The organism is Mycobacterium tuberculosis H37Rv, assembly GCF_000195955.2.
GTDB lineage: Bacteria > Actinomycetota > Actinomycetes > Mycobacteriales > Mycobacteriaceae > Mycobacterium > Mycobacterium tuberculosis.
Genome location: NC_000962.3, coordinates 2,360,155 through 2,381,050 on the forward strand (window position 1 = coordinate 2,360,155; position 20,896 = coordinate 2,381,050).

Consider the following 20,896-nt stretch of genomic DNA (forward strand, 5'->3'; position numbering starts at 1 on the left):
GATCGGTCGATGTCGCGGCGCCGCAGTCGACGCAGGAGAACCGCGAAACGTGCCGGCCGCTCCGTCGACAAGAGAGAAGGACTGCATGCTGGTTTTGCACGGCTTCTGGTCCAACTCCGGCGGGATGCGGCTGTGGGCGGAGGACTCCGATCTGCTGGTGAAGAGCCCGAGTCAGGCGCTGCGCTCCGCGCGGCCACACCCGTTCGCGGCGCCCGCTGACCTGATCGCCGGCATACATCCGGGCAAACCCGCAACCGCCGTTTTGCTGTTGCCGTCGTTGCGATCGGCGCCGCTGGACTCGCCGGAGCTGATCCGGCTCGCCCCGCGCCCGGCCGCGCGAACCGATCCGATGCTGTTGGCGTGGACGGTACCGGTGGTGGACCTGGACCCCACCGCGGCGTTGGCCGCCTTCGACCAGCCCGCCCCCGACGTCCGCTACGGCGCGTCCGTCGACTACCTGGCCGAGCTGGCCGTTTTCGCGCGCGAGTTGGTCGAGCGTGGTCGCGTGCTGCCCCAGCTGCGCCGCGACACCCACGGCGCGGCCGCCTGCTGGCGTCCGGTGTTGCAGGGACGCGACGTGGTCGCGATGACCTCGCTGGTCTCGGCGATGCCGCCGGTCTGCCGCGCCGAAGTTGGTGGGCACGACCCGCACGAACTGGCAACCTCGGCTCTGGACGCGATGGTCGACGCCGCCGTGCGCGCGGCGCTGTCACCGATGGACCTGCTGCCCCCGCGACGGGGTCGCTCCAAACGGCATCGGGCCGTGGAGGCTTGGCTGACCGCGTTGACCTGCCCGGACGGCCGGTTCGACGCGGAGCCCGACGAACTCGACGCGCTGGCCGAGGCGTTGCGGCCATGGGACGACGTCGGTATCGGCACCGTCGGCCCGGCGCGGGCGACGTTTCGGCTGTCCGAAGTCGAGACCGAAAACGAGGAGACGCCCGCGGGCTCGTTGTGGAGGCTGGAGTTCTTATTGCAGTCGACGCAGGACCCCAGCCTGCTGGTCCCCGCCGAGCAGGCATGGAACGACGACGGCAGCCTGCGCCGCTGGCTGGACCGGCCGCAGGAGCTGCTGCTGACCGAACTGGGCCGGGCCTCTCGGATTTTCCCCGAGCTCGTCCCGGCGCTGCGCACCGCGTGCCCGTCCGGGCTTGAGCTCGACGCCGACGGCGCCTACCGATTCCTGTCGGGTACGGCCGCGGTGCTCGACGAGGCTGGGTTTGGCGTGCTGCTGCCGTCCTGGTGGGACCGCCGCCGCAAGCTGGGCTTGGTCCTGTCCGCATATACCCCGGTCGACGGCGTGGTGGGCAAGGCCAGCAAGTTCGGCCGCGAGCAGCTCGTCGAGTTCCGCTGGGAGCTGGCCGTGGGCGACGATCCGCTCAGCGAGGAGGAGATCGCGGCGCTGACCGAAACCAAGTCCCCGCTGATCCGGCTGCGTGGCCAGTGGGTCGCGCTCGATACCGAACAGCTGCGCCGCGGGCTGGAGTTTTTGGAGCGTAAGCCAACCGGCCGCAAGACCACCGCCGAGATCCTCGCGCTGGCCGCCAGCCACCCCGACGACGTGGACACCCCGCTCGAGGTCACCGCCGTACGCGCCGACGGCTGGCTCGGGGACCTGCTCGCCGGGGCCGCCGCGGCGTCGCTGCAGCCGTTGGACCCGCCCGACGGATTCACCGCGACGCTGCGTCCCTACCAGCAGCGCGGTCTGGCGTGGCTGGCGTTTTTGTCCTCGCTCGGTTTGGGCAGCTGCCTGGCCGACGACATGGGCCTGGGCAAGACGGTGCAGCTATTGGCCCTGGAAACCTTGGAATCCGTTCAGCGCCACCAGGATCGCGGCGTCGGACCCACACTGCTACTGTGCCCGATGTCGTTGGTGGGCAACTGGCCGCAGGAAGCGGCCAGGTTTGCACCCAACCTGCGGGTGTACGCCCACCACGGGGGCGCCCGGCTGCACGGCGAGGCGTTGCGCGACCACCTCGAGCGCACCGACCTGGTCGTGAGCACCTATACCACCGCCACCCGCGACATCGACGAGCTGGCGGAATACGAATGGAACCGGGTGGTGCTGGACGAGGCCCAGGCGGTGAAGAACAGCCTGTCCCGGGCGGCCAAGGCGGTGCGACGGCTACGCGCGGCGCACCGGGTCGCGCTGACCGGGACACCGATGGAGAACCGGCTCGCCGAGCTGTGGTCGATCATGGACTTCCTCAACCCGGGCCTGCTCGGATCCTCCGAACGCTTCCGCACCCGCTACGCGATCCCGATCGAGCGGCACGGGCACACCGAACCGGCCGAACGGCTGCGCGCATCGACGCGGCCCTACATCCTGCGCCGGCTCAAGACCGACCCGGCGATCATCGACGATCTGCCGGAGAAGATCGAGATCAAGCAGTACTGCCAACTCACCACCGAGCAGGCGTCGCTGTATCAGGCCGTCGTCGCCGACATGATGGAAAAGATCGAAAACACCGAAGGGATCGAGCGGCGCGGCAACGTGCTGGCCGCGATGGCCAAGCTCAAACAGGTGTGCAACCACCCCGCCCAGCTGCTGCACGATCGCTCCCCGGTCGGTCGGCGGTCCGGGAAGGTGATCCGGCTCGAGGAGATCCTGGAAGAGATCCTGGCCGAGGGCGACCGGGTGCTGTGTTTTACCCAGTTCACCGAGTTCGCCGAGCTGCTGGTGCCGCACCTGGCCGCACGCTTCGGCCGTGCCGCCCGAGACATTGCCTACCTGCACGGTGGCACCCCGAGGAAGCGGCGTGACGAGATGGTGGCCCGGTTCCAGTCCGGTGACGGCCCGCCCATTTTTCTGCTGTCGTTGAAGGCGGGCGGTACCGGGCTGAACCTCACCGCCGCCAATCATGTTGTGCACCTGGACCGCTGGTGGAACCCGGCGGTCGAGAACCAGGCGACGGACCGGGCGTTTCGGATCGGGCAGCGGCGCACGGTGCAGGTCCGCAAGTTCATCTGCACCGGCACCCTCGAGGAGAAGATCGACGAAATGATCGAGGAGAAAAAGGCGCTGGCCGACTTGGTGGTCACCGACGGCGAAGGCTGGCTGACCGAACTGTCCACCCGCGATCTGCGCGAGGTGTTCGCGCTGTCCGAAGGCGCCGTCGGTGAGTAGCACCTGGTATCCACCACCGTCCCGGCCCCGTCCGGTCGAGGGTGGGATCAAGGCGCGCAGCACCCGCGGCGCGATCGCGCAGACCTGGTGGTCGGAGCGGTTCATTGCGGTGCTGGAGGACATCGGCCTGGGTAACCGGCTGCAGCGTGGCCGCAGCTATGCGCGCAAGGGGCAGGTGATCTCGCTGCAGGTGGATGCCGGCTTGGTCACCGCGCTGGTGCAGGGCAGCCGGGCCCGGCCGTACCGGATCCGCATCGGGATTCCGGCGTTCGGCAAGTCGCAATGGGCGCACGTCGAGCGAACCCTGGCCGAAAACGCTTGGTACGCAGCAAAATTGCTGTCCGGCGAAATGCCCGAAGACATCGAGGACGTCTTCGCCGGCCTGGGCCTGTCGCTATTCCCCGGCACCGCCCGAGAGCTATCACTGGACTGCTCCTGCCCCGACTACGCGGTCCCATGCAAGCACCTGGCCGCCACCTTCTACTTGCTGGCCGAGTCCTTCGACGAGGATCCGTTCGCCATCCTGGCGTGGCGTGGCCGCGAGCGGGAGGATCTGCTGGCCAACCTGGCCGCTGCCCGCGCCGACGGAGCGGCACCGGCCGCCGACCACGCCGAACAAGTGGCCCAGCCGCTCACCGACTGCCTAGACCGCTATTACGCCCGGCAGGCCGACATCAATGTCCCCAGCCCGCCGGCAACCCCATCGACGGCATTGCTCGACCAGCTGCCCGACACCGGACTCAGCGCCCGCGGACGGCCGCTGACCGAGCTCCTGCGACCCGCCTATCACGCCCTGACGCACCATCACAACAGCGCGGGCGGCTGATCCCAGCGCACCCCTTCGAATCGGCCGAAGTCACTGTCGTAGGACACGATGCTGGCGCGATGCTCGACGGCAAGCGCGGCCAGATGCGCGTCGTTGACCAGGTTGGCACCGGTTCCCACGTACGTCAGCATTCTCGCCAGGATATCGGCGTGCCGGACGGTCGGATTCACCAAGACGGCGCTGGGTGCGGCTAGCCAATCCGCGACCTGGGTGATGGCCGCCTCCCGCGGAAGCGGACGGGGGAACAACCCCACCTTGGTCGCCAATCGCACGAACGCCAACAACGGCACCCAGGCGAACCCGACGCGGTCGGCGCCCGACAGCGCACCGTCAAGCCAGCGCAGCGACGGCTTGTGGTGCTCACTTGTGGTGTTCACGGCGTAGAGCAAGACGTTCGCGTCGACGATCTTCATCAACCGCTATGACCCGCGGCGTTGACGGCGCACAAGCTCTTCGTCCTCGAGGTCGGCCGCAAGCTGCAAGGCCCGGTCGAGGTTGACCGCAGGGACGCCCAAGTCTGCCGTGCGGGTGCTGAAGTGACTCGGCGCAGGTCGCCCGGAGGCGCCGTCGCGAATCGCGTCGTTGAGGGCCTTCTTGAAGGACACTTGCCGCTCGGCCATCCGGCGCCTTACCAACTGCTCGACGTCGTCATCCAATGTGACAGTCGTCCGCATTTTGATAGCATAGCATCAAGATTGTCGACAGCATCTCGTCAATCGGCGCGCGGGCCCGTCACTAATCCGGCGATTCGCCGTCGGACTGGGAGTCTTTGGCGCCCGTGGAACCCCTTTGTGTCCCTTGGCATCTTTGCGATCCAGTTCCCGCAGCCGTTTTCCCAACGCGGCACCCGCGATGCGCCGAAACGCGCGCCGTAGCCGGTCGGCGTCGAGCACGGCCACCTCCAGGGTGGCCAGGGGTGGGTTGAGCACCACGGTCGTGAACGTCATTCGCGGTAGCCCGACTCGGCGACCTCGAGCAGTCGACACGCCTTCTGCACGGGAAGTCCTTCTGCGGCCATCGTTGCTATGGCCGCTTACTGCCTTCTAGTCCGTGCGGCTCTCGCAACAGCTCACGGGACCTTTTTGAGGATCGCCACTTCAGGTCTTCAACTCGCGGATGCCCTCATTGGCAACGTTTGCGCCTGCCTTGGGGCGGCCGGCAGCCACCAAGTCGAGCACTTTGCGGCGGAACTACTCGGGGTAACACTTCGGCACGGACACGGCTCGTTCGACGGACGTCGTGACCAGAAGTCGAGCAAACCGACTCCACTCTAGCTAGTGATACAAGCTTTTTTGTAGCCGCGCGATGAACCGCCCCGGCATGTCCGGAGACTCCAGTTCTTGGAAAGGATGGGGTCATGTCAGGTGGTTCATCGAGGAGGTACCCGCCGGAGCTGCGTGAGCGGGCGGTGCGGATGGTCGCAGAGATCCGCGGTCAGCACGATTCGGAGTGGGCAGCGATCAGTGAGGTCGCCCGTCTACTTGGTGTTGGCTGCGCGGAGACGGTGCGTAAGTGGGTGCGCCAGGCGCAGGTCGATGCCGGCGCACGGCCCGGGACCACGACCGAAGAATCCGCTGAGCTGAAGCGCTTGCGGCGGGACAACGCCGAATTGCGAAGGGCGAACGCGATTTTAAAGACCGCGTCGGCTTTCTTCGCGGCCGAGCTCGACCGGCCAGCACGCTAATTACCCGGTTCATCGCCGATCATCAGGGCCACCGCGAGGGCCCCGATGGTTTGCGGTGGGGTGTCGAGTCGATCTGCACACAGCTGACCGAGCTGGGTGTGCCGATCGCCCCATCGACCTACTACGACCACATCAACCGGGAGCCCAGCCGCCGCGAGCTGCGCGATGGCGAACTCAAGGAGCACATCAGCCGCGTCCACGCCGCCAACTACGGTGTTTACGGTGCCCGCAAAGTGTGGCTAACCCTGAACCGTGAGGGCATCGAGGTGGCCAGATGCACCGTCGAACGGCTGATGACCAAACTCGGCCTGTCCGGGACCACCCGCGGCAAAGCCCGCAGGACCACGATCGCTGATCCGGCCACAGCCCGTCCCGCCGATCTCGTCCAGCGCCGCTTCGGACCACCAGCACCTAACCGGCTGTGGGTAGCAGACCTCACCTATGTGTCGACCTGGGCAGGGTTCGCCTACGTGGCCTTTGTCACCGACGCCTACGCTCGCAGGATCCTGGGCTGGCGGGTCGCTTCCACGATGGCCACCTCCATGGTCCTCGACGCGATCGAGCAAGCCATCTGGACCCGCCAACAAGAAGGCGTACTCGACCTGAAAGACGTTATCCACCATACGGATAGGGGATCTCAGTACACATCGATCCGGTTCAGCGAGCGGCTCGCCGAGGCAGGCATCCAACCGTCGGTCGGAGCGGTCGGAAGCTCCTATGACAATGCACTAGCCGAGACGATCAACGGCCTATACAAGACCGAGCTGATCAAACCCGGCAAGCCCTGGCGGTCCATCGAGGATGTCGAGTTGGCCACCGCGCGCTGGGTCGACTGGTTCAACCATCGCCGCCTCTACCAGTACTGCGGCGACGTCCCGCCGGTCGAACTCGAGGCTGCCTACTACGCTCAACGCCAGAGACCAGCCGCCGGCTGAGGTCTCAGATCAGAGAGTCTCCGGACTCACCGGGGCGGTTCACGATTGGGCCGCCCGTAAGGAATGCGTCATGAGCGACTTCGCATCACGGGCGACCAATCATTAATTTGTCAAACCCTTTGACATGCACTACTTGTCCACATTTTGTACACGAAATACCTAACACACTATGGTGCACATCACGCACTTCCACGTTCCGTATTCGGTGTACGATTTTGTCACGCAACTAAGCGTTCAAGAGGGAGTACTATGACTCATCCAAAAGTAAAAGATGACATAGAAATAGAAGAGTCGTGGTTCCGGTGCGGGTAGCTCCCGATGGCTTGACTGTGGTAAGCACCAGTGGCGTGTTCCCCGTGGTTGAGACCAGGAAGTTTTAAAGTCCTACAGCCCGCGGTATTCCGCAGAGGACATTGTGTGCATTTCGCACCTTCGGGTGGGAGAAATCGGGATGATCTCACCACCGGCCACCGGTGGGCGCACTTTGTACCCTTCGATTCCGTTATTCGGCGGATTTAAGCAGTTCGCACCATTACCAAGCAGCCAATGAGGAAGAGCGCAGGTGACTAGGTCGCTTGATCTTTCCCTGTGCAGTAGCTCGGGTTCTTTGAGTTTCGAGGAGGAGAAACCACATGTCCTTTGTGAATGTAGACCCATTTGGGATGTTGGCGGCAGCTGCGACACTGGAGTCCCTTGGTTCCCACATGGCGGTAAGCAATGCCGCGGTGGCCTCGGTGACCACCAAGGTTCCTCCCCCGGCCGCCGACTACGTATCAAAAAAGTTATCGCTGTTCTTTAGTAGCCACGGGCAGCAGTACCAGGTGCAAGCCGCTCGGGGCACGGCCTTTCATCGAAAATTGGTCCGGACCCTGGCGAATGGCGCGCTTGCGTATGAGGAAGTCGAGATCGCCAACAACGAAGGTTTCTAACGTGTCGCCAGTTACGCACGAGTGGCTACCAGCGAGTACAAGGGAGTAACGAATTATGCCCAATTTCTGGGCGTTGCCGCCCGAGATCAACTCCACCCGGATATATCTCGGCCCGGGTTCTGGCCCGATACTGGCCGCCGCCCAGGGATGGAACGCTCTGGCCAGTGAGCTGGAAAAGACGAAGGTGGGGTTGCAGTCAGCGCTCGACACGTTGCTGGAGTCGTATAGGGGTCAGTCGTCGCAGGCTTTGATACAGCAGACCTTGCCGTATGTGCAGTGGCTGACCACGACCGCCGAGCACGCCCATAAGACCGCGATCCAGCTCACGGCAGCGGCGAACGCCTACGAGCAGGCTAGAGCGGCGATGGTGCCGCCGGCGATGGTGCGCGCGAACCGCGTGCAGACCACAGTGTTGAAGGCAATCAACTGGTTCGGGCAATTCTCCACCAGGATCGCCGACAAGGAGGCCGACTACGAACAGATGTGGTTCCAAGACGCGCTAGTGATGGAGAACTATTGGGAAGCCGTGCAAGAGGCGATACAGTCGACGTCGCATTTTGAGGATCCACCGGAGATGGCCGACGACTACGACGAGGCCTGGATGCTCAACACCGTGTTCGACTATCACAACGAGAACGCAAAAGAGGAGGTCATCCATCTCGTGCCCGACGTGAACAAGGAGAGGGGGCCCATCGAACTCGTAACCAAGGTAGACAAAGAGGGGACCATCAGACTCGTCTACGATGGGGAGCCCACGTTTTCATACAAGGAACATCCTAAGTTTTGATTCGGGAACATCCTAAGAAACGGGGGGCGTCGCCGTTGGAGACGTCGCAACGTGTCCGCAGTCCCAAGGGCAACAGTGAAGGGCCCACGGTGCGATCCCCAACACCCGGCTAGAGTGCGCATAATATTTTCCCGCCTCGGCTCAAGGCGTGCACCCCCATCACCGCTAACCATGCTGTGTATCAACAGATTTCATTGTCCCGGCCGTCGCGCGACCGACCAATAGGGTGAGTTCCATGTGCGATATCGCCTAACAGCCGGCTCCCGTACTCCCGTGGCCGATGTGATTATTGATTACGTGGATCACCATGTGGGTGATCGCGGTCGACAGCTTTGGTACCGAGCACATCGCCACAACGCGCGGTACGAATCTAGTACACAAATCCGCACCAGCCGCCATGCGACTTCGCAGGTCATAGCCCCGCAGAGTCGCCGAACCTGCCGCAGTGACAAAAGTCAGGACGGCCGGCGACGCGTCGAGCCGGGGTTAGGCGCAGTTAACGTCGCAGCGGGGTCCCAGACACGCGTCGGACTTTCGGACTCAGCCCGACGATTCGCCGTCAGACTGCGGGCTTTCCTGGTCTACCAGCAACGCTTGCAGGGCGGAGCCGGTGATGCGCCGGAACGCGCGCCGTGGCCGGTTGGCATCGAGAACGGCCACCTCTAAGCTGGCCACGCCAAGGGTGGGTTGATCACCACCCGAGGTGTCGGCACTGCCGGCCCGCAATGCAGCGACCGCGATACGCAGGGCGTCGGTCAGGCTGGCGTTCTCGGCATACGACTCTTTGAGCGCGTTGGCGATCGGCTCCGTGGTGCCGCCCATCACCACGAAATGCGGCTCGTCGGCGATCGACCCGTCGTAGGTAATACGATACAACTCAGGGCGTTTCGTCTCGCCGTAATGCGCCACCTCGGCCACACACAACTCAACCTCGTAGGGCTTGGCCTGTTCGGTGAAGATGGTGCCTAGAGTCTGCGCGTAGACATTGGCCAACTGCCGACCCGTGACGTCACGACGGTCATAGGCGTAACCGCGGGTGTCGGCGAACTGGATCCCGCCGCGGCGCAAATTGTCGAACTCGTTGAACTTGCCCGCAGCCGCAAAACCCACCCGATCGTAGAGCTCACTGATCTTCTGCAGCGACCGCGACGGATTCTCCGCGACGAACAGCACACCACCGGCATAGGCCAGCGCCACCACGCTTTTGGCCCGCGCAATGCCCTTACGCGCCAACTCGCTGCGCTCGCGCATCGCCTGCTCAGGCGAGATGAAATACGGAAAACTCACTTCTCACCGCCATCGGAGCCGAAAGTATCCGCACCCGAACGGCTTTCGATGATCGCGCGGGCCAATTCGGCAATCCGGCTCTCCGGCACGTCAACCGCCCCGTCGGCGTCGATGATCACCGCCGTCGGAAAGATGCCCCGCACCAGGTCCGGACCGCCGGTGGCGGAGTCGTCGTCGGCGGCGTCGTAGAGCGCCTCGACCGCCACCCGCAGCCCCGAATCACCGTCGGTAACCTGCGAATACAACTTCTTCATCGACGACTTCGCGAACAGCGAACCCGAGCCCACCGCCTGATAGCCCTCTTCCTCGATGTTCCAACCGCCGGCGGCGTCGAACGAAACGATACGACCCGCGCTCTGCGGGTCAGACGCATGAATGTCGTAGCCCGCCAGCAACGGCAACGCCAGCAGACCCTGCATCGCGGCCGCCAGATTGCCACGCACCATAATCGCCAGCCGGTTGATTTTGCCGGCAAACGTCAGCGGCACACCCTCGAGCTTCTCGTAGTGCTCAAGTTCCACGGCATACAGCCGGGCAAACTCAACCGCGACCGCAGCCGTGCCAGCGATGCCGGTAGCGGTGTAGTCATCGGTGATATACACCTTGCGCACATCACGCCCAGAAATCATGTTGCCCTGCGTCGAACGCCGGTCACCCGCCATGACAACACCGCCGGGGTATTTCAGCGCGACAATGGTGGTGCCGTGCGGCAGTTGCGCATCGCCGCCTGCGAGTGGCGCACCGCCGCTGATGCTTGCCGGCAGCAACTCCGGCGCCTGGCGGCGCAGGAAGTCAGTGAAAGAAGATAGGTCTACAGCGGGTGTTCCAGAGAGTGAATTAATGGACAGGCGATCGGGCAACGGCCAGGTCACTGTCCGCCCTTTTGGACGTATGCGCGGACGAAGTCCTCGGCGTTCTCCTCGAGGACGTCGTCGATTTCGTCGAGCAGATCGTCGGTCTCCTCGGTCAGCTTTTCGCGACGCTCCTGGCCCGCGGCGGTGCTGCCGGCGATGTCGTCATCATCGCCGCCGCCACCGCCACGCTTGGTCTGCTCTTGCGCCATCGCCGCCTCCTGCTTCCTCATGGCCTTTCAAAAGGCCGCGGGTGCGCGTCACACGCCCGCTGTCTTTCTCTACCCTACCGGTCAACACCAACGTTTCCCGGCCTAACCAGGCTTAGCGAGGCTCAGCGGTCAGTTGCTCTACCAGCTCCACGGCACTGTCCACCGAATCCAGCAACGCACCAACATGCGCCTTACTACCCCGCAACGGCTCCAGCGTCGGGATGCGAACCAGCGAGTCGCCGCCCAGGTCGAAGATCACCGAGTCCCAGCTAGCCGCGGCGATATCAGCCCCGAACCGGCGCAGGCATTCGCCGCGGAAATACGCGCGGGTGTCGGTCGGCGGGTTCTCCACCGCACTCAGCACCTGGTGTTCGGTGACTAAACGCTTCATCGAGCCGCGCGCGACCAGCCGGTTGTACAGGCCCTTGTCCAGCCGGACATCGGAGTACTGCAGGTCGACGAGGTGCAGCCGGGGCGCCGACCAGCTCAGGTTCTCCCGCTGCCGGAAACCGTCGAGCAGCCGCAGTTTGGCCGGCCAGTCCAGCAGCTCCGCGCAATCCATCGGGTCACGCTCGAGCTGATCCAGCACGTGTGCCCAGGTTTCCACGATGTCGGCCGCCCGCGGGTCCGGGTCGCGGCTATCCACCAACTTAGCCACTCGGTCCAGGTAGATCCGTTGCAGCGCAAGACCGGTCAGTTCCCGGCCGTCGGCCAGCGCAACGGTCGCTCGCAGCGACGGATCGCGGGAGATTGCGTGCACCGCATGTACCGGGCGGGCCAGCGCCAGGTCGGTCAGATCTATTGCGTGGGCTGGTCCTTCTTCGATCAGGTCGAGCACCAGCGCCGTGGTACCCAACTTCAGATAGGTCGACGTCTCGGCAAGGTTGGCGTCGCCGATGATGACGTGCAGCCGGCGGTACCTGTCGGCGTCGGCGTGCGGTTCGTCGCGGGTGTTGATGATGCCGCGCTTGAGCGTTGTTTCCAGCCCTACCTCGACCTCGATGTAGTCCGAACGCTGGGATAGCTGGAAGCCGGGCTCATCACCCGAGGGCCCGATGCCGACCCGGCCCGAGCCGGTCACCACCTGCCGGGATACCAGAAAGGGGGTCAGCCCGGTGATGATCGCCGAGAACGGTGTCTGCCGCGACATCAGGTAGTTCTCGTGCGACCCGTAGGAGGCTCCCTTGCCGTCGACGTTGTTCTTGTACAGCTGCAGTTTCGCGGCCCCGGGCACGCTGGCGACATGGCGGGCAGCGGCCTCCATCACGCGTTCGCCCGCCTTGTCCCAGATCACTGCGTCCAGCGGGTCGGTGCATTCGGGCGCGGAGTATTCCGGGTGCGCGTGGTCGACATACAGCCGCGCCCCGTTGGTCAGGATCATGTTGGCCGCGCCGACCTCGTCGGCGTCGACCACCGGCGGCGGCCCGGCCGAGCGACTCAAATCGAAGCCCCGGGCGTCGCGCAGCGGCGATTCCACCTCGTAGTCCCAACGGGTGCGTTTGGCACGCTGAATGCCGGCGGCGGCGGCGTATGCCAGCACCGCCTGCGTCGAGGTGAGGATCGGGTTGGCGGTCGGGTCCGACGGCGAGGAAATGCCGTACTCGACCTCCGTTCCGATAATCCGCTGCATGCCGTAGAGCCTAGGCCCGCCGACGATGCGGGCCGCGCAGCGGGCCGCTGAGGAGGCGGGCATCAAGCAACGCCCGCCGACGATGCGGGCCGCGCAGCGGGCCGCTGAGGAGGCGGGCATCAAGCAAGGCCCGCCGACCCAGAACATCGGAGCGGGCCGCGCAGGAGGTGGACAATCAAGCAGGGCCCGGCGCTAGGGTAGGCCGGCATGAGCCTTTCCGTCCGTCGCCCCCCGGCGGCCCGAGCAGCGGCCATTGTGGAGGCTGAAAGCTGGTTCTTGAAGCGTGGTCTGCCCTCGGTGCTGACCATGCGGGGCCGGTGCCGTCGGCTGTGGCCGCGGTCGGCTCCGATGTTGGCCGCCTGGGCGGTGGTCGAGGGCTGCCTCATGGCCGTCTTCTTCGTCACCGACGGCGGCGAAGTCTTCATCAGCGCGACGCCGACGACAGCGCAATGGGTGATCCTGGCGCTGCTCGCGGTTGCTCTTCCGCTGGCCTCCCTCGTCGGCTGGTTGGTGTCGCAGATATCAAGCGGGCGTGGCCAAGCGGCGGTGGCGACCATGGCGGTGGCCTTCGCGGCCGCATCCGACGTCATCGAATCCGGCCCGATCCAGCTGTTGCGGACCGCCGTCGTGGTGGGCCTGGTGCTGCTGCAGACCGGCTGCGGCGTCGGGTCGGTGCTTGGCTGGGCGGTGCGGATGACGCTGGAGCACCTTGCGACGGTCGGCACGCTGGCGGTCCGGGCCCTGCCGATCGTGCTACTGACGGCATTGGTGTTCTTCAACACCTATGTCTGGCTGATGGCCGCCAACATCAACGGCGAGCGGCTGACGCTGGCGATGGTTTTTCTGCTCGCCATCGCCGGGGCGTTCGTCGTGTCCAAGACGGTGGAACGGGTGCGTCCGCTGCTTCGCTCAACGACGGTGATGCCCCAAGGCAGCCAAAGCCTGGCCGGCACACCCTTCGCGACCATGGGCGACCCCTCTCCCGGCTTCCCCCTCACCCGGGCCGAACGCCTCAACGTGGTCTTCCTGCTGGCGGCCTCGCAACTCGTCGAGATCCTGGTAGTGGCGTCGGTCGGCGCCGCGATATACCTCGTTCTGGGCATGATCATTCTCACTCCGCCGCTGCTTCGGGAATGGACGCACTACGATTCGATGACCACGACGGTGCTCGGCATGACGTTCCCGGCGCCGGATTCGCTCATCCGTATGTGTCTTTTCCTGGGCGCGCTGACGTTCATGTACATCAGCGCCCGCGCGGTCGACGACGCCGAGTACCGCGCGATGTTCCTCGACCCTCTGATCGACGACCTGCACACCGCGCTGCTCGCGCGCAACCGCTACCGCAACAACGTGGTGACCGCGCCGTGCGCCGGTGTTGACGCCGGTCACGTCGATGACTAGGTTCACCCTGATGTCGGCTCCCGAACGGGTAACCGGCTTGTCCGGGCAACGTTACGGGGAAGTCCTTCTCGTAACACCCGGGGAGGCCGGTCCACAGGCCACCGTTTACAACAGCTTCCCGCTTAACGATTGTCCGGCCGAGCTGTGGTCCGCGCTCGATCCGCAAGCCCTAGCCACCGAACACAAAGCGGCCACCGCCCTGCTCAACGGTCCGCGCTATTGGTTGATGAACGCCATCGAGAAGGCGCCCCAGGGCCCGCCGGTGACGAAGACCTTCGGCGGGATCGAGATGCTCCAGCAGGCCACGGTGCTGCTGTCATCGATGAACCCTGCCCCATACACCGTCAGCCAGGTCAGCCGCAACACGGTCTTTGTGTTCAACGCCGGCGAAGAGGTCTACGAACTGCAGGACCCCAAGGGACAGCGCTGGGTGATGCAGACGTGGAGTCAAGTGGTGGACCCCAACCTGTCCCGAGCCGACCTGCCCAAGCTGGGTGAACGGCTCAACCTGCCAGCCGGGTGGTCCTATCATACCCGCGTGCTTACCAGCGAGTTGCGGGTCGACACTACCAACCGGGAGGCCCGCGTCCTGCAAGACGACCTCACCAACAGCTACTCGCTGGTGACCGCCTGAGCCCTACAGGTACTGGCCGAGGTTGGACTCGGTATCAATAGCCCTGCTGGCCGACGAACTCTTTCCGGTGACCAGGGTGCGGATGTAGACGATCCGCTCCCCCTTCTTGCCCGAGATCCGCGCCCAGTCATCGGGGTTGGTGGTGTTGGGCAAATCCTCGTTCTCGGCGAACTCGTCGACGATCGAATCGAGCAGATGCTGTATACGCAGTCCCGGTTGGCCGGTCTCCAGCACCGATTTGATGGCGTTCTTCTTGGCTCGGTCGACGACGTTCTGGATCATCGCCCCGGAGTTGAAGTCCTTGAAGTACATGACTTCCTTGTCGCCGTTGGCATAGGTGACCTCCAGGAACCGGTTGTCGTCGATCTCGGCATACATCCGGTCGACAACCTTCTCGATCATCGCCTTGATGCAGGCCGAACGGTCACCGTCGAACTCGGCGAGATCGTCGGCGTGCACCGGCAAGAACTCGGTCAGGTACTTCGAGTAGATGTCCTGCGCCGCTTCGGCATCAGGCCGCTCGATCTTGATCTTCACGTCGAGGCGCCCGGGCCGCAGGATGGCAGGGTCGATCATGTCCTCTCGGTTGGAGGCGCCGATCACGATGACATTCTCGAGTCCCTCCACCCCGTCGATCTCGCTGAGCAGCTGCGGGACCACCGTGGTCTCGACGTCCGAGGAAACGCCGGTGCCACGGGTGCGAAAGATCGAGTCCATCTCGTCGAAAAACACGATCACCGGAGTGCCTTCCGACGCCTTCTCGCGGGCCCGTTGGAAGATCAGCCGGATGTGGCGTTCCGTTTCCCCGACGAATTTGTTCAGCAGCTCGGGGCCCTTGATGTTGAGGAAGTACGACTTCGCCTCGTGGGCATCGTCGCCGCGGACCTCGGCCATTTTCTTGGCCAACGAGTTGGCCACAGCCTTGGCGATCAACGTCTTACCACAGCCGGGTGGGCCATAGAGCAACACACCCTTGGGCGGGCGCAGCGAGTACTCCCGGTACAACTCCTTGTGCAGGAACGGCAGCTCCACGGCGTCGCGGATCTGCTCGATCTGGCGGCTCAGACCGCCGATGTCGGCGTAGCTGACGTCCGGCACCTCTTCCAGCACCAGGTCTTCTACCTCGGCTTTGGGGATGCGTTCGAAGGCATAGCCGGCTTTGGTGTCGACCAGCAGCGAGTCGCCGGGGCGCAGCTTGCGCGGCCGGGTGTCATCGTTGAGGGCCTCAGGGAGGCCGTCTGGCAGGTCCTCGGCGATCAGGGGATCAGCCAGCCAAACAACGCGTTCCTCGTCGGCGTGGCCGACGACCAGAGCCCGATGACCGTCGGCCAGGATCTCGCGCAAGGTGGATATCTCGCCGACCGCCTCGAATGTGCCGGCCTCCACGACGGTCAGGGCCTCGTTGAGCCGGACCGTCTGCCCCTTCTTCAGCGATGCAGCGTCAATATTCGGTGAGCACGTCAGGCGCATCTTGCGACCCGATGTGAACACATCGACCGTGTCGTCGTCGTGCGTGGCCAGCAGGACGCCGTAGCCACTGGGCGGCTGCCCCAGCCGGTCAACTTCCTCGCGCAGCGCCAGCAGTTGTTGACGGGCTTCTTTAAGAGTTTCCATTAATTTGGAATTGCGGGCAGCAAGTGAGTCGATACGGGCTTCGAGTTGATGTATATCGCGGGCAGAGCGCGTCGGGGCATGTGATCCGACGGCGTTCTCAAGTTGCTCGCGCAGGACCGCAGCCTCGCGCCGCAGCTGTTCTAATTCGGCGGCATCACCACTGGACAGCGGGCTATCCCGGGGGATGCCGAATGCCTCAGAACGCTCTGACTCACCCATGTTGCGCTCCTTTCCCACGCCAGGAATCGCGCGGCGGATACTCCAACGCTACCGGCGATCGGCGCTTCATGTTGGCAGTCGAATGCCGATGGAAAGTAACAACTTGTATCGCTGGTAATCTCGGCCCCGAATCCAGCCGATCAAACGGACCTTGAGAGGAGCACTGTGACCGCGAAATCCCTAGCCACAGGCGTAGTGGGCGACGCGGCGATCAGTGCGGCGGCCGCCGCCGAGACTTCTGCTGCATTCGCAAGCGGCCGGTAGCCGAGCGTGTCGCTGGATGCGCCGAAACATCCGTGTAACCCTGGGCGCCGCCACCATCGTGGCGGCGTTAGGGCTCTCCGGGTGTTCACACCCTGAGTTCAAGCGTTCGTCGCCGCCTGCCCCGTCACTGCCGCCCGTCACGTCGAGCCCGCTCGAGGCCGCGCCGATCACGCCCCTGCCCGCACCCGAAGCCCTGATCGATGTGCTGTCCCGGCTCGCCGACCCGGCCGTGCCGGGCACCAACAAGGTGCAGCTCATCGAGGGCGCGACCCCCGAAAACGCCGCTGCCCTGGACAGGTTCACCACCGCACTGCGTGACGGGAGCTACTTGCCCATGACCTTCGCGGCCAACGACATCGCATGGTCGGACAACAAGCCGTCCGACGTGATGGCCACCGTCGTCGTCACCACTGCCCATCCGGACAACCGCGAGTTCACGTTTCCCATGGAATTCGTGTCCTTCAAGGGCGGCTGGCAATTGTCTAGGCAGACCGCGGAAATGCTGCTGGCCATGGGTAACTCACCGGATTCGACTCCGTCGGCTACCAGCCCGGCGCCGGCCCCATCACCGACTCCCCCTGGCTGAGCTCCCGATGTGGATTGGCTGGCTGGAATTCGACGTGCTGCTGGGCGACGTGCGCTCACTCAAGCAGAAGCGGTCGGTGACCCGCCCCCTGGTCGCCGAGTTGCAGCGCAAATTCAGCGTGTCGGCCGCCGAGACCGGTTCGCATGATCTGTACCGGCGGGCGGGCATCGGTGTGGCCGTGGTGTCCGGTGACCGCAGCCACGCCGTCGATGTCCTCGACAACGCCGAACGTCTGGTAGCCGCACATCCGGAGTTCGAGTTGCTGTCCGTGCGCCGGGGCCTGCACCGCACTGACGACTAAGTGGACTGGCTCCCAGCTGTGTCTCCCGCTACCCGTCGCGTCCCTCGCGCTTACGACCTAGCGGCGCCGGAGCCACAGCCCCCGGCGCCAACCGGCGCGTTGCTACCAGGAACGCGGTATGCCCGCGCATCGAATGCTGCGGCCGAACCGCCAACCCTACGACGTTCCAGCCCCGCTGCAGCGTCTCCCAGGCTCTCGGTTCGGTCCAGCACTGCTTGGCCCGCAGTGCCTCCACGATCCTCGACAGCTGAGTGACGGTGGCCACGTAGACCATCAGCACTCCGCCGGCGACCAGCAGCCGCGATACCGCGTCGAGCACCTCCCACGGCGCCAGCATGTCGAGCACGGCCCGATCAACGGATCCGTCGGGCAGTTCGGAGTCGGCGAGGTCGCTGACGACCAGTCGCCAGTTGTCCGGCGGCTGGCCGTAGCAGCCGCTCACATTGCGCCGGGCGTGTTCGGCATGATCGGCGCGCTGTTCGTAGGAGATCACCTGTCCGGCCGGCCCAACCGCCCGCAGCAAAGACAAGGTCAGAGCACCGGATCCGGCTCCTGCCTCCAGCACCCGCGCGCCGGGAAATATGTCGCCCTCATGCACGATCTGGGCCGCATCTTTGGGATAGATCACCTGCGGGCCGCGCGGCATCGACATGACGTAGTCGACCAGCAGCGGGCGCAGCACCAGGAACAGGGCGCCGTTGCTGGATTTGACCACGCTGCCTTGCTCCAACCCGATCACCGCGTCGTGGGCGATCGAGCCACGATGAGTGTGGAATTCGGCACCGGGAGTCAGCGACATGGTGTAGCGGCGCCCCTTAGCGTCGGTGAGCTGAACACGTTCGCCGATGCTGAATGGGCCGGTTGCTGACACGCCGTCTAGCGTGCCAGCCGACTCGCCGCGATCGGTGCTCGGGGTTGTCGGCGCCCAACCCTAAGCTGCGGACATGGCCGACCAGCCGGACCCGCCCACACCACGGCCGGCGTTATCACCGTCACGGGCGACGGACTTCAAGCAATGCCCGCTGCTATACCGGTTTCGCGCGATCGACCGGCTACCCGAGGCGACGTCGGCGGCGCAGTTACGGGGTTCGGTGGTGCACGCCGCGCTTGAGCAGCTCTATGGGCTACCCGCGGGGCTGCGCAGCCCGGATACTGCGAGGTCACTGGTGCAGCGCGCTTGGGACCAGATGGTCGCCGCGGAGCCCGAACTGGCCGGCGAACTGGACCCCGGACAACCAACCCAGCTGCTGGAGGACGCCCGCGCGTTGGTGTCCGGCTACTACCGGCTGGAAGACCCGACTCGGTTCGACCCGCAATGCTGCGAACAGCGGGTGGAGGTCGAACTGGCCGACGGAACTCTGTTGCGCGGCTACATCGACCGCATTGACGTCGCCGCCACCGGCGAGCTGCGGGTGGTCGACTACAAGACTGGCAAGGCGCCGCCGGCGGCGCGGGCGTTGGCGGAGTTTAAGGCGATGTTTCAGATGAAGTTCTACGCGGTGGCGCTATTTCGGTCGCGCGGCGTGCCGCCCACCCGGCTGCGGCTCATCTATCTGGCCGACGGCCAGCTGCTCGACTATTCACCGGACCGCGACGAGCTATTGCGTTTCGAAAAGACGTTGATGGCGATTTGGCGTGCTATCCAATCCGCAGGCGAGACAGGCGATTTCCGCCCCAACCCATCGCGGCTCTGCGATTGGTGCCCGCATCAACAGCGCTGCCCGGCCTTCGGCGGAACACCACCGCCCTATCCAGGGTGGCCCACCGAGCCGGCGGCATAAACGATCGCGTCGAAGTGCGGTGTCATAGGGCCGCCGCGGCGGCGACGATGGCAAACCCGCCCAACACCGCGACCGAATCCTCGAGCAGCGCGATCGGCAGGTCGTGGCCGCCACGGGCAGCCACCAGCCTCGTACGTGCCTGATAGCCGCCCATGGTGCCGAGCACGGCGCCGATAACCCCAGCGCCAAGCCCGCCCCACCGGTAGCCCCACGCGGTGCCGATGACCGCGCCGGCGAACGCGCCCAAAATGATCCGGACAGCGAACACCGGCGTCACGGTACGCGGCGGTGTTTTGGGACGTTTGTCGTTAACGAGTTCGGCGACCGCAAGAACGCTGACGATCACCACGGTCACGAAATTGCCCATCCAGGATGCCCAGGTTCCATGCAGGTTGATCCAGCCGAGAAAGGCGGCCCAGGAGACCACGGCCGGGGCCGTCAGGGAACGCAACCCGGCGACGACACCGATAAGCAGCGCCAGCAGCAGAACAAGGACATGCGTCACAGCGATCCCTCCTGACACAGACGTTATGGGCAATCAGGCCCCAGCGGACGCTAACACAGCGTGGGCCCCGCCACAGGATCAGAATCGGCAGAACCTGATGTCCGACGCCAGAATCGCTTTGGCCCCGATCGCAGCGAGCTCATCCATGATGCCGTTGACGTCCCGGCGCGGCACCAGGGCGCGGATTGCCACCCAGTCCGGGTCGGCCAGCGGGGCGATGGTCGGTGACTCCAGCCCCGGCGTGATCGCCGTGGCCTTCTTCAACGCCGAGCGCGGGCAATCGTAGTCGAGCATCAGATACTGCTGGCCGAAGACCACCCCCTGCACCCGAGCGACCAGTTGATCGCGCGCCTCGGTCTGGTCTTGGCCGTCCGTACCGGCCCGCTCGATGAGCACCGCCTCCGAATCGCACAGCGGCTCACCAAAGGCCACCAGGTCGTGCTGGCTCAGCGTGCGACCCGACCCCACCACATCGGCGATGGCATCGGCCACCCCGAGCTGCACCGAGATCTCCACGGCACCATCAAGTCTGATGACCGTTGCTTCGATTCCCTTGGTGGCCAGATCTTTCCGGACCAGATTCGGGTAGGCGGTGGCGATCCGCATCCCGGCTAGGTCGGCAGTCGTCCAGTTCCGCCCGGCGGGAGCGGCATAGCGGAAGCTGGACGACCCGAAGCCCAGCGCCAGGCGTTCCCGAACCTGTGCACCGGAATCGCACACCAGGTCGCGTCCGGTGATCCCGAAGTCGAGCTCTCCCGAACCGACATATATGGCAATGTCTTTGGGCCGCAAGAAGAAGAACTCGACGTTGTTGACCGGATCGATGACGGTCAAGTCTTTGGAATCGGTGCGGCGGCGGTAGCCGGCCTCCGCGAGGATCTCGGTGGCCGGCTCGCTCAGCGCACCCTTGTTGGGAACCGCGACCCGCAGCATGCTCACAGCTTTCGATAGACGTCGTCGAGGGACAGTCCACGGGAGATCATCAGCACCTGCGTCCAGTACAGCAACTGGCTGATCTCCTCCGCCAGTGCGTCGTTGGATTCGTGCTCGGCAGCCAGCCACACCTCGCCGGCCTCCTCGAGAAGCTTCTTACCCAGAGCATGAACCCCGCCGTCCAATGCCGCCACCGTGGTGCTGTCGGCCGGCCGGGTGCGGGCACGATCGCCGAGTTCGGCGAACAGATCCTCGAAGGTCTTCACGGCCAGCGATTGTTGCACGTGTCAGCCAGCCAAGTCACGGTGGTTTGACGCCACACGTTCGCCACCGCCGCGCCGCGCATTAGGGCATCCTAATATAGGTTAGGCTACCCTAGTTATTCCTGTG

Annotated in this window: 21 protein-coding genes and 5 other annotated features; of the genes, 9 read left to right on the forward strand and 12 right to left on the reverse strand. The window is 64.9% G+C overall.

The genetic code is table 11. From position 1 onward, the window contains the following. Positions 1-85 precede the first annotated feature (85 nt). Both helZ and Rv2102 read left to right on the forward strand, forming a co-directional pair. Positions 86-3,127 (forward strand): helicase HelZ, encoded by a 3,042-nt coding sequence (gene helZ, locus Rv2101; protein NP_216617.2) that lies wholly within the window; start codon positions 86-88, stop codon positions 3,125-3,127. A 109-nt stretch (positions 3,128-3,236) separates the two neighbouring features. Continuing rightward, positions 3,237-3,953, forward strand: a complete 717-nt coding sequence (locus Rv2102; RefSeq protein NP_216618.1) for a hypothetical protein — start codon at positions 3,237-3,239, stop codon at positions 3,951-3,953. On the opposite strand, the gene vapC37 is transcribed toward Rv2102, so the two are convergent. Genes vapC37 through Rv2104a form a run of 3 tightly spaced genes read right to left on the reverse strand, consistent with a single transcriptional unit; the run spans position 3,932 to position 4,900 of the window. Continuing rightward, a complete protein-coding gene (gene vapC37 / locus Rv2103c) occupies positions 3,932-4,366 on the reverse strand; it encodes a ribonuclease VapC37 (protein NP_216619.1) in 435 nt (144 codons plus the stop codon). The two genes, Rv2102 and vapC37, sit on opposite strands and share 22 nt — an antisense overlap. Positions 4,367-4,372: 6 nt before the next feature. After that, positions 4,373-4,627, reverse strand: coding sequence for an antitoxin VapB37 (gene vapB37 / locus Rv2104c; RefSeq protein NP_216620.1), 255 nt, complete (start codon positions 4,625-4,627; stop codon positions 4,373-4,375). Positions 4,628-4,642: 15 nt separating this feature from the next. Then, positions 4,643-4,900 (reverse strand): hypothetical protein, encoded by a 258-nt coding sequence (locus Rv2104a; RefSeq protein YP_009030035.1) that lies wholly within the window; start codon positions 4,898-4,900, stop codon positions 4,643-4,645. Between the two features lie 359 nt (positions 4,901-5,259). Beyond that, positions 5,260-5,287 (forward strand) — a repeat region (28bp inverted repeat at the left end of IS6110,TGAACCGCCCCGGCATGTCCGGAGACTC). Further along, positions 5,260-6,614: a mobile genetic element (IS6110-5, len: 1355 nt. Insertion sequence IS6110.), on the forward strand. Its footprint overlaps the feature before it by 28 nt. Next, positions 6,587-6,614, reverse strand: a repeat region (28bp inverted repeat at the right end of IS6110,TGAACCGCCCCGGTGAGTCCGGAGACTC). (Overlaps the previous feature by 28 nt.) 590 nt (positions 6,615-7,204) lie before the next feature. Here Rv2104a and PE22 point away from each other — a divergent pair. Together PE22 and PPE36 are read left to right on the forward strand one after the other, a co-directional pair. After that, on the forward strand, positions 7,205-7,501 hold the full coding sequence (gene PE22 / locus Rv2107; RefSeq protein ID YP_177858.1) for a PE family protein PE22: 297 nt from the start codon (positions 7,205-7,207) through the stop codon (positions 7,499-7,501). 55 nt (positions 7,502-7,556) lie between these two features. Next, positions 7,557-8,288, forward strand: coding sequence for a PPE family protein PPE36 (gene PPE36, locus Rv2108; RefSeq protein YP_177859.1), 732 nt, complete (start codon positions 7,557-7,559; stop codon positions 8,286-8,288). Positions 8,289-8,828: 540 nt separating this feature from the next. Here the strand turns inward: PPE36 and prcA are convergent. The 4 genes from prcA to dop form a co-directional block, all read right to left on the reverse strand. Continuing rightward, positions 8,829-9,575 (reverse strand): proteasome subunit alpha, encoded by a 747-nt coding sequence (prcA, locus tag Rv2109c; RefSeq protein ID NP_216625.1) that lies wholly within the window; start codon positions 9,573-9,575, stop codon positions 8,829-8,831. After that, entirely contained in the window at positions 9,572-10,447 is an 876-nt protein-coding gene (gene prcB / locus Rv2110c) for a proteasome subunit beta (protein NP_216626.1), read from the reverse strand. The genes prcA and prcB overlap by 4 nt, the downstream gene beginning before the upstream one ends. Beyond that, positions 10,444-10,638 carry a ubiquitin-like protein Pup gene (gene pup, locus Rv2111c; RefSeq protein ID NP_216627.1) on the reverse strand — a complete coding sequence of 65 codons (195 nt, stop codon included), beginning with the start codon at positions 10,636-10,638 and terminating at the stop codon, positions 10,444-10,446. The genes prcB and pup overlap by 4 nt, the downstream gene beginning before the upstream one ends. Before the next feature lie 112 nt (positions 10,639-10,750). Next, complete coding sequence (gene dop, locus Rv2112c) at positions 10,751-12,415, reverse strand: pup deamidase/depupylase (RefSeq protein NP_216628.1); 1,665 nt, start codon at positions 12,413-12,415, stop codon at positions 10,751-10,753. After that, positions 12,283-12,338: a repeat region (56 bp direct repeat 1,GCCCGCCGACGATGCGGGCCGCGCAGCGGGCCGCTGAGGAGGCGGGCATCAAGCAA), on the forward strand. (Overlaps the previous gene by 56 nt.) Then, positions 12,340-12,395 (forward strand) — a repeat region (56 bp direct repeat 2,GCCCGCCGACGATGCGGGCCGCGCAGCGGGCCGCTGAGGAGGCGGGCATCAAGCAA). It lies within the gene dop. Before the next feature lie 60 nt (positions 12,416-12,475). On the opposite strand from dop, the gene Rv2113 reads away from it, so the two are divergent. After that, positions 12,476-13,669 (forward strand): integral membrane protein, encoded by a 1,194-nt coding sequence (locus Rv2113; RefSeq protein ID NP_216629.1) that lies wholly within the window; start codon positions 12,476-12,478, stop codon positions 13,667-13,669. A gap of 10 nt (positions 13,670-13,679) precedes the next feature. Next, positions 13,680-14,303, forward strand: a complete 624-nt coding sequence (locus Rv2114; RefSeq protein NP_216630.1) for a hypothetical protein — start codon at positions 13,680-13,682, stop codon at positions 14,301-14,303. A gap of 3 nt (positions 14,304-14,306) precedes the next feature. On the opposite strand, the gene mpa is transcribed toward Rv2114, so the two are convergent. Beyond that, positions 14,307-16,136 carry a proteasome-associated ATPase gene (gene mpa / locus Rv2115c; protein NP_216631.1) on the reverse strand — a complete coding sequence of 610 codons (1,830 nt, stop codon included), beginning with the start codon at positions 16,134-16,136 and terminating at the stop codon, positions 14,307-14,309. Between the two features lie 280 nt (positions 16,137-16,416). Between mpa and lppK the strand changes: the two genes are divergently transcribed. Next, complete coding sequence (gene lppK, locus Rv2116; protein ID NP_216632.1) at positions 16,417-16,986, forward strand: lipoprotein LppK; 570 nt, start codon at positions 16,417-16,419, stop codon at positions 16,984-16,986. Between the two features lie 7 nt (positions 16,987-16,993). Then, positions 16,994-17,287 (forward strand): hypothetical protein, encoded by a 294-nt coding sequence (locus Rv2117; protein NP_216633.1) that lies wholly within the window; start codon positions 16,994-16,996, stop codon positions 17,285-17,287. Positions 17,288-17,315: 28 nt separating this feature from the next. Here Rv2117 and Rv2118c read toward each other — a convergent pair whose 3' ends face one another. Beyond that, on the reverse strand, positions 17,316-18,158 hold the full coding sequence (locus Rv2118c) for a tRNA (adenine(58)-N(1))-methyltransferase (RefSeq protein ID NP_216634.1): 843 nt from the start codon (positions 18,156-18,158) through the stop codon (positions 17,316-17,318). Positions 18,159-18,231: 73 nt separating this feature from the next. Between Rv2118c and Rv2119 the strand changes: the two genes are divergently transcribed. Then, positions 18,232-19,068 carry a hypothetical protein gene (locus Rv2119; RefSeq protein NP_216635.1) on the forward strand — a complete coding sequence of 279 codons (837 nt, stop codon included), beginning with the start codon at positions 18,232-18,234 and terminating at the stop codon, positions 19,066-19,068. A 22-nt stretch (positions 19,069-19,090) separates the two neighbouring features. Here Rv2119 and Rv2120c read toward each other — a convergent pair whose 3' ends face one another. The 3 genes from Rv2120c to hisE form a co-directional block, all read right to left on the reverse strand. Beyond that, positions 19,091-19,573, reverse strand: a complete 483-nt coding sequence (locus Rv2120c) for an integral membrane protein (protein NP_216636.1) — start codon at positions 19,571-19,573, stop codon at positions 19,091-19,093. 78 nt (positions 19,574-19,651) lie between these two features. Next, the gene (hisG, locus tag Rv2121c; RefSeq protein ID NP_216637.1) at positions 19,652-20,506 is read right to left on the reverse strand and encodes an ATP phosphoribosyltransferase; all 855 of its coding nucleotides are present in this window, start codon (positions 20,504-20,506) and stop codon (positions 19,652-19,654) included. A 2-nt stretch (positions 20,507-20,508) separates the two neighbouring features. Next, positions 20,509-20,790: a phosphoribosyl-ATP pyrophosphatase gene (gene hisE / locus Rv2122c; RefSeq protein YP_177860.1), complete on the reverse strand. Its 282-nt coding sequence runs from the start codon at positions 20,788-20,790 to the stop codon at positions 20,509-20,511. Positions 20,791-20,896 lie beyond the last annotated feature (106 nt).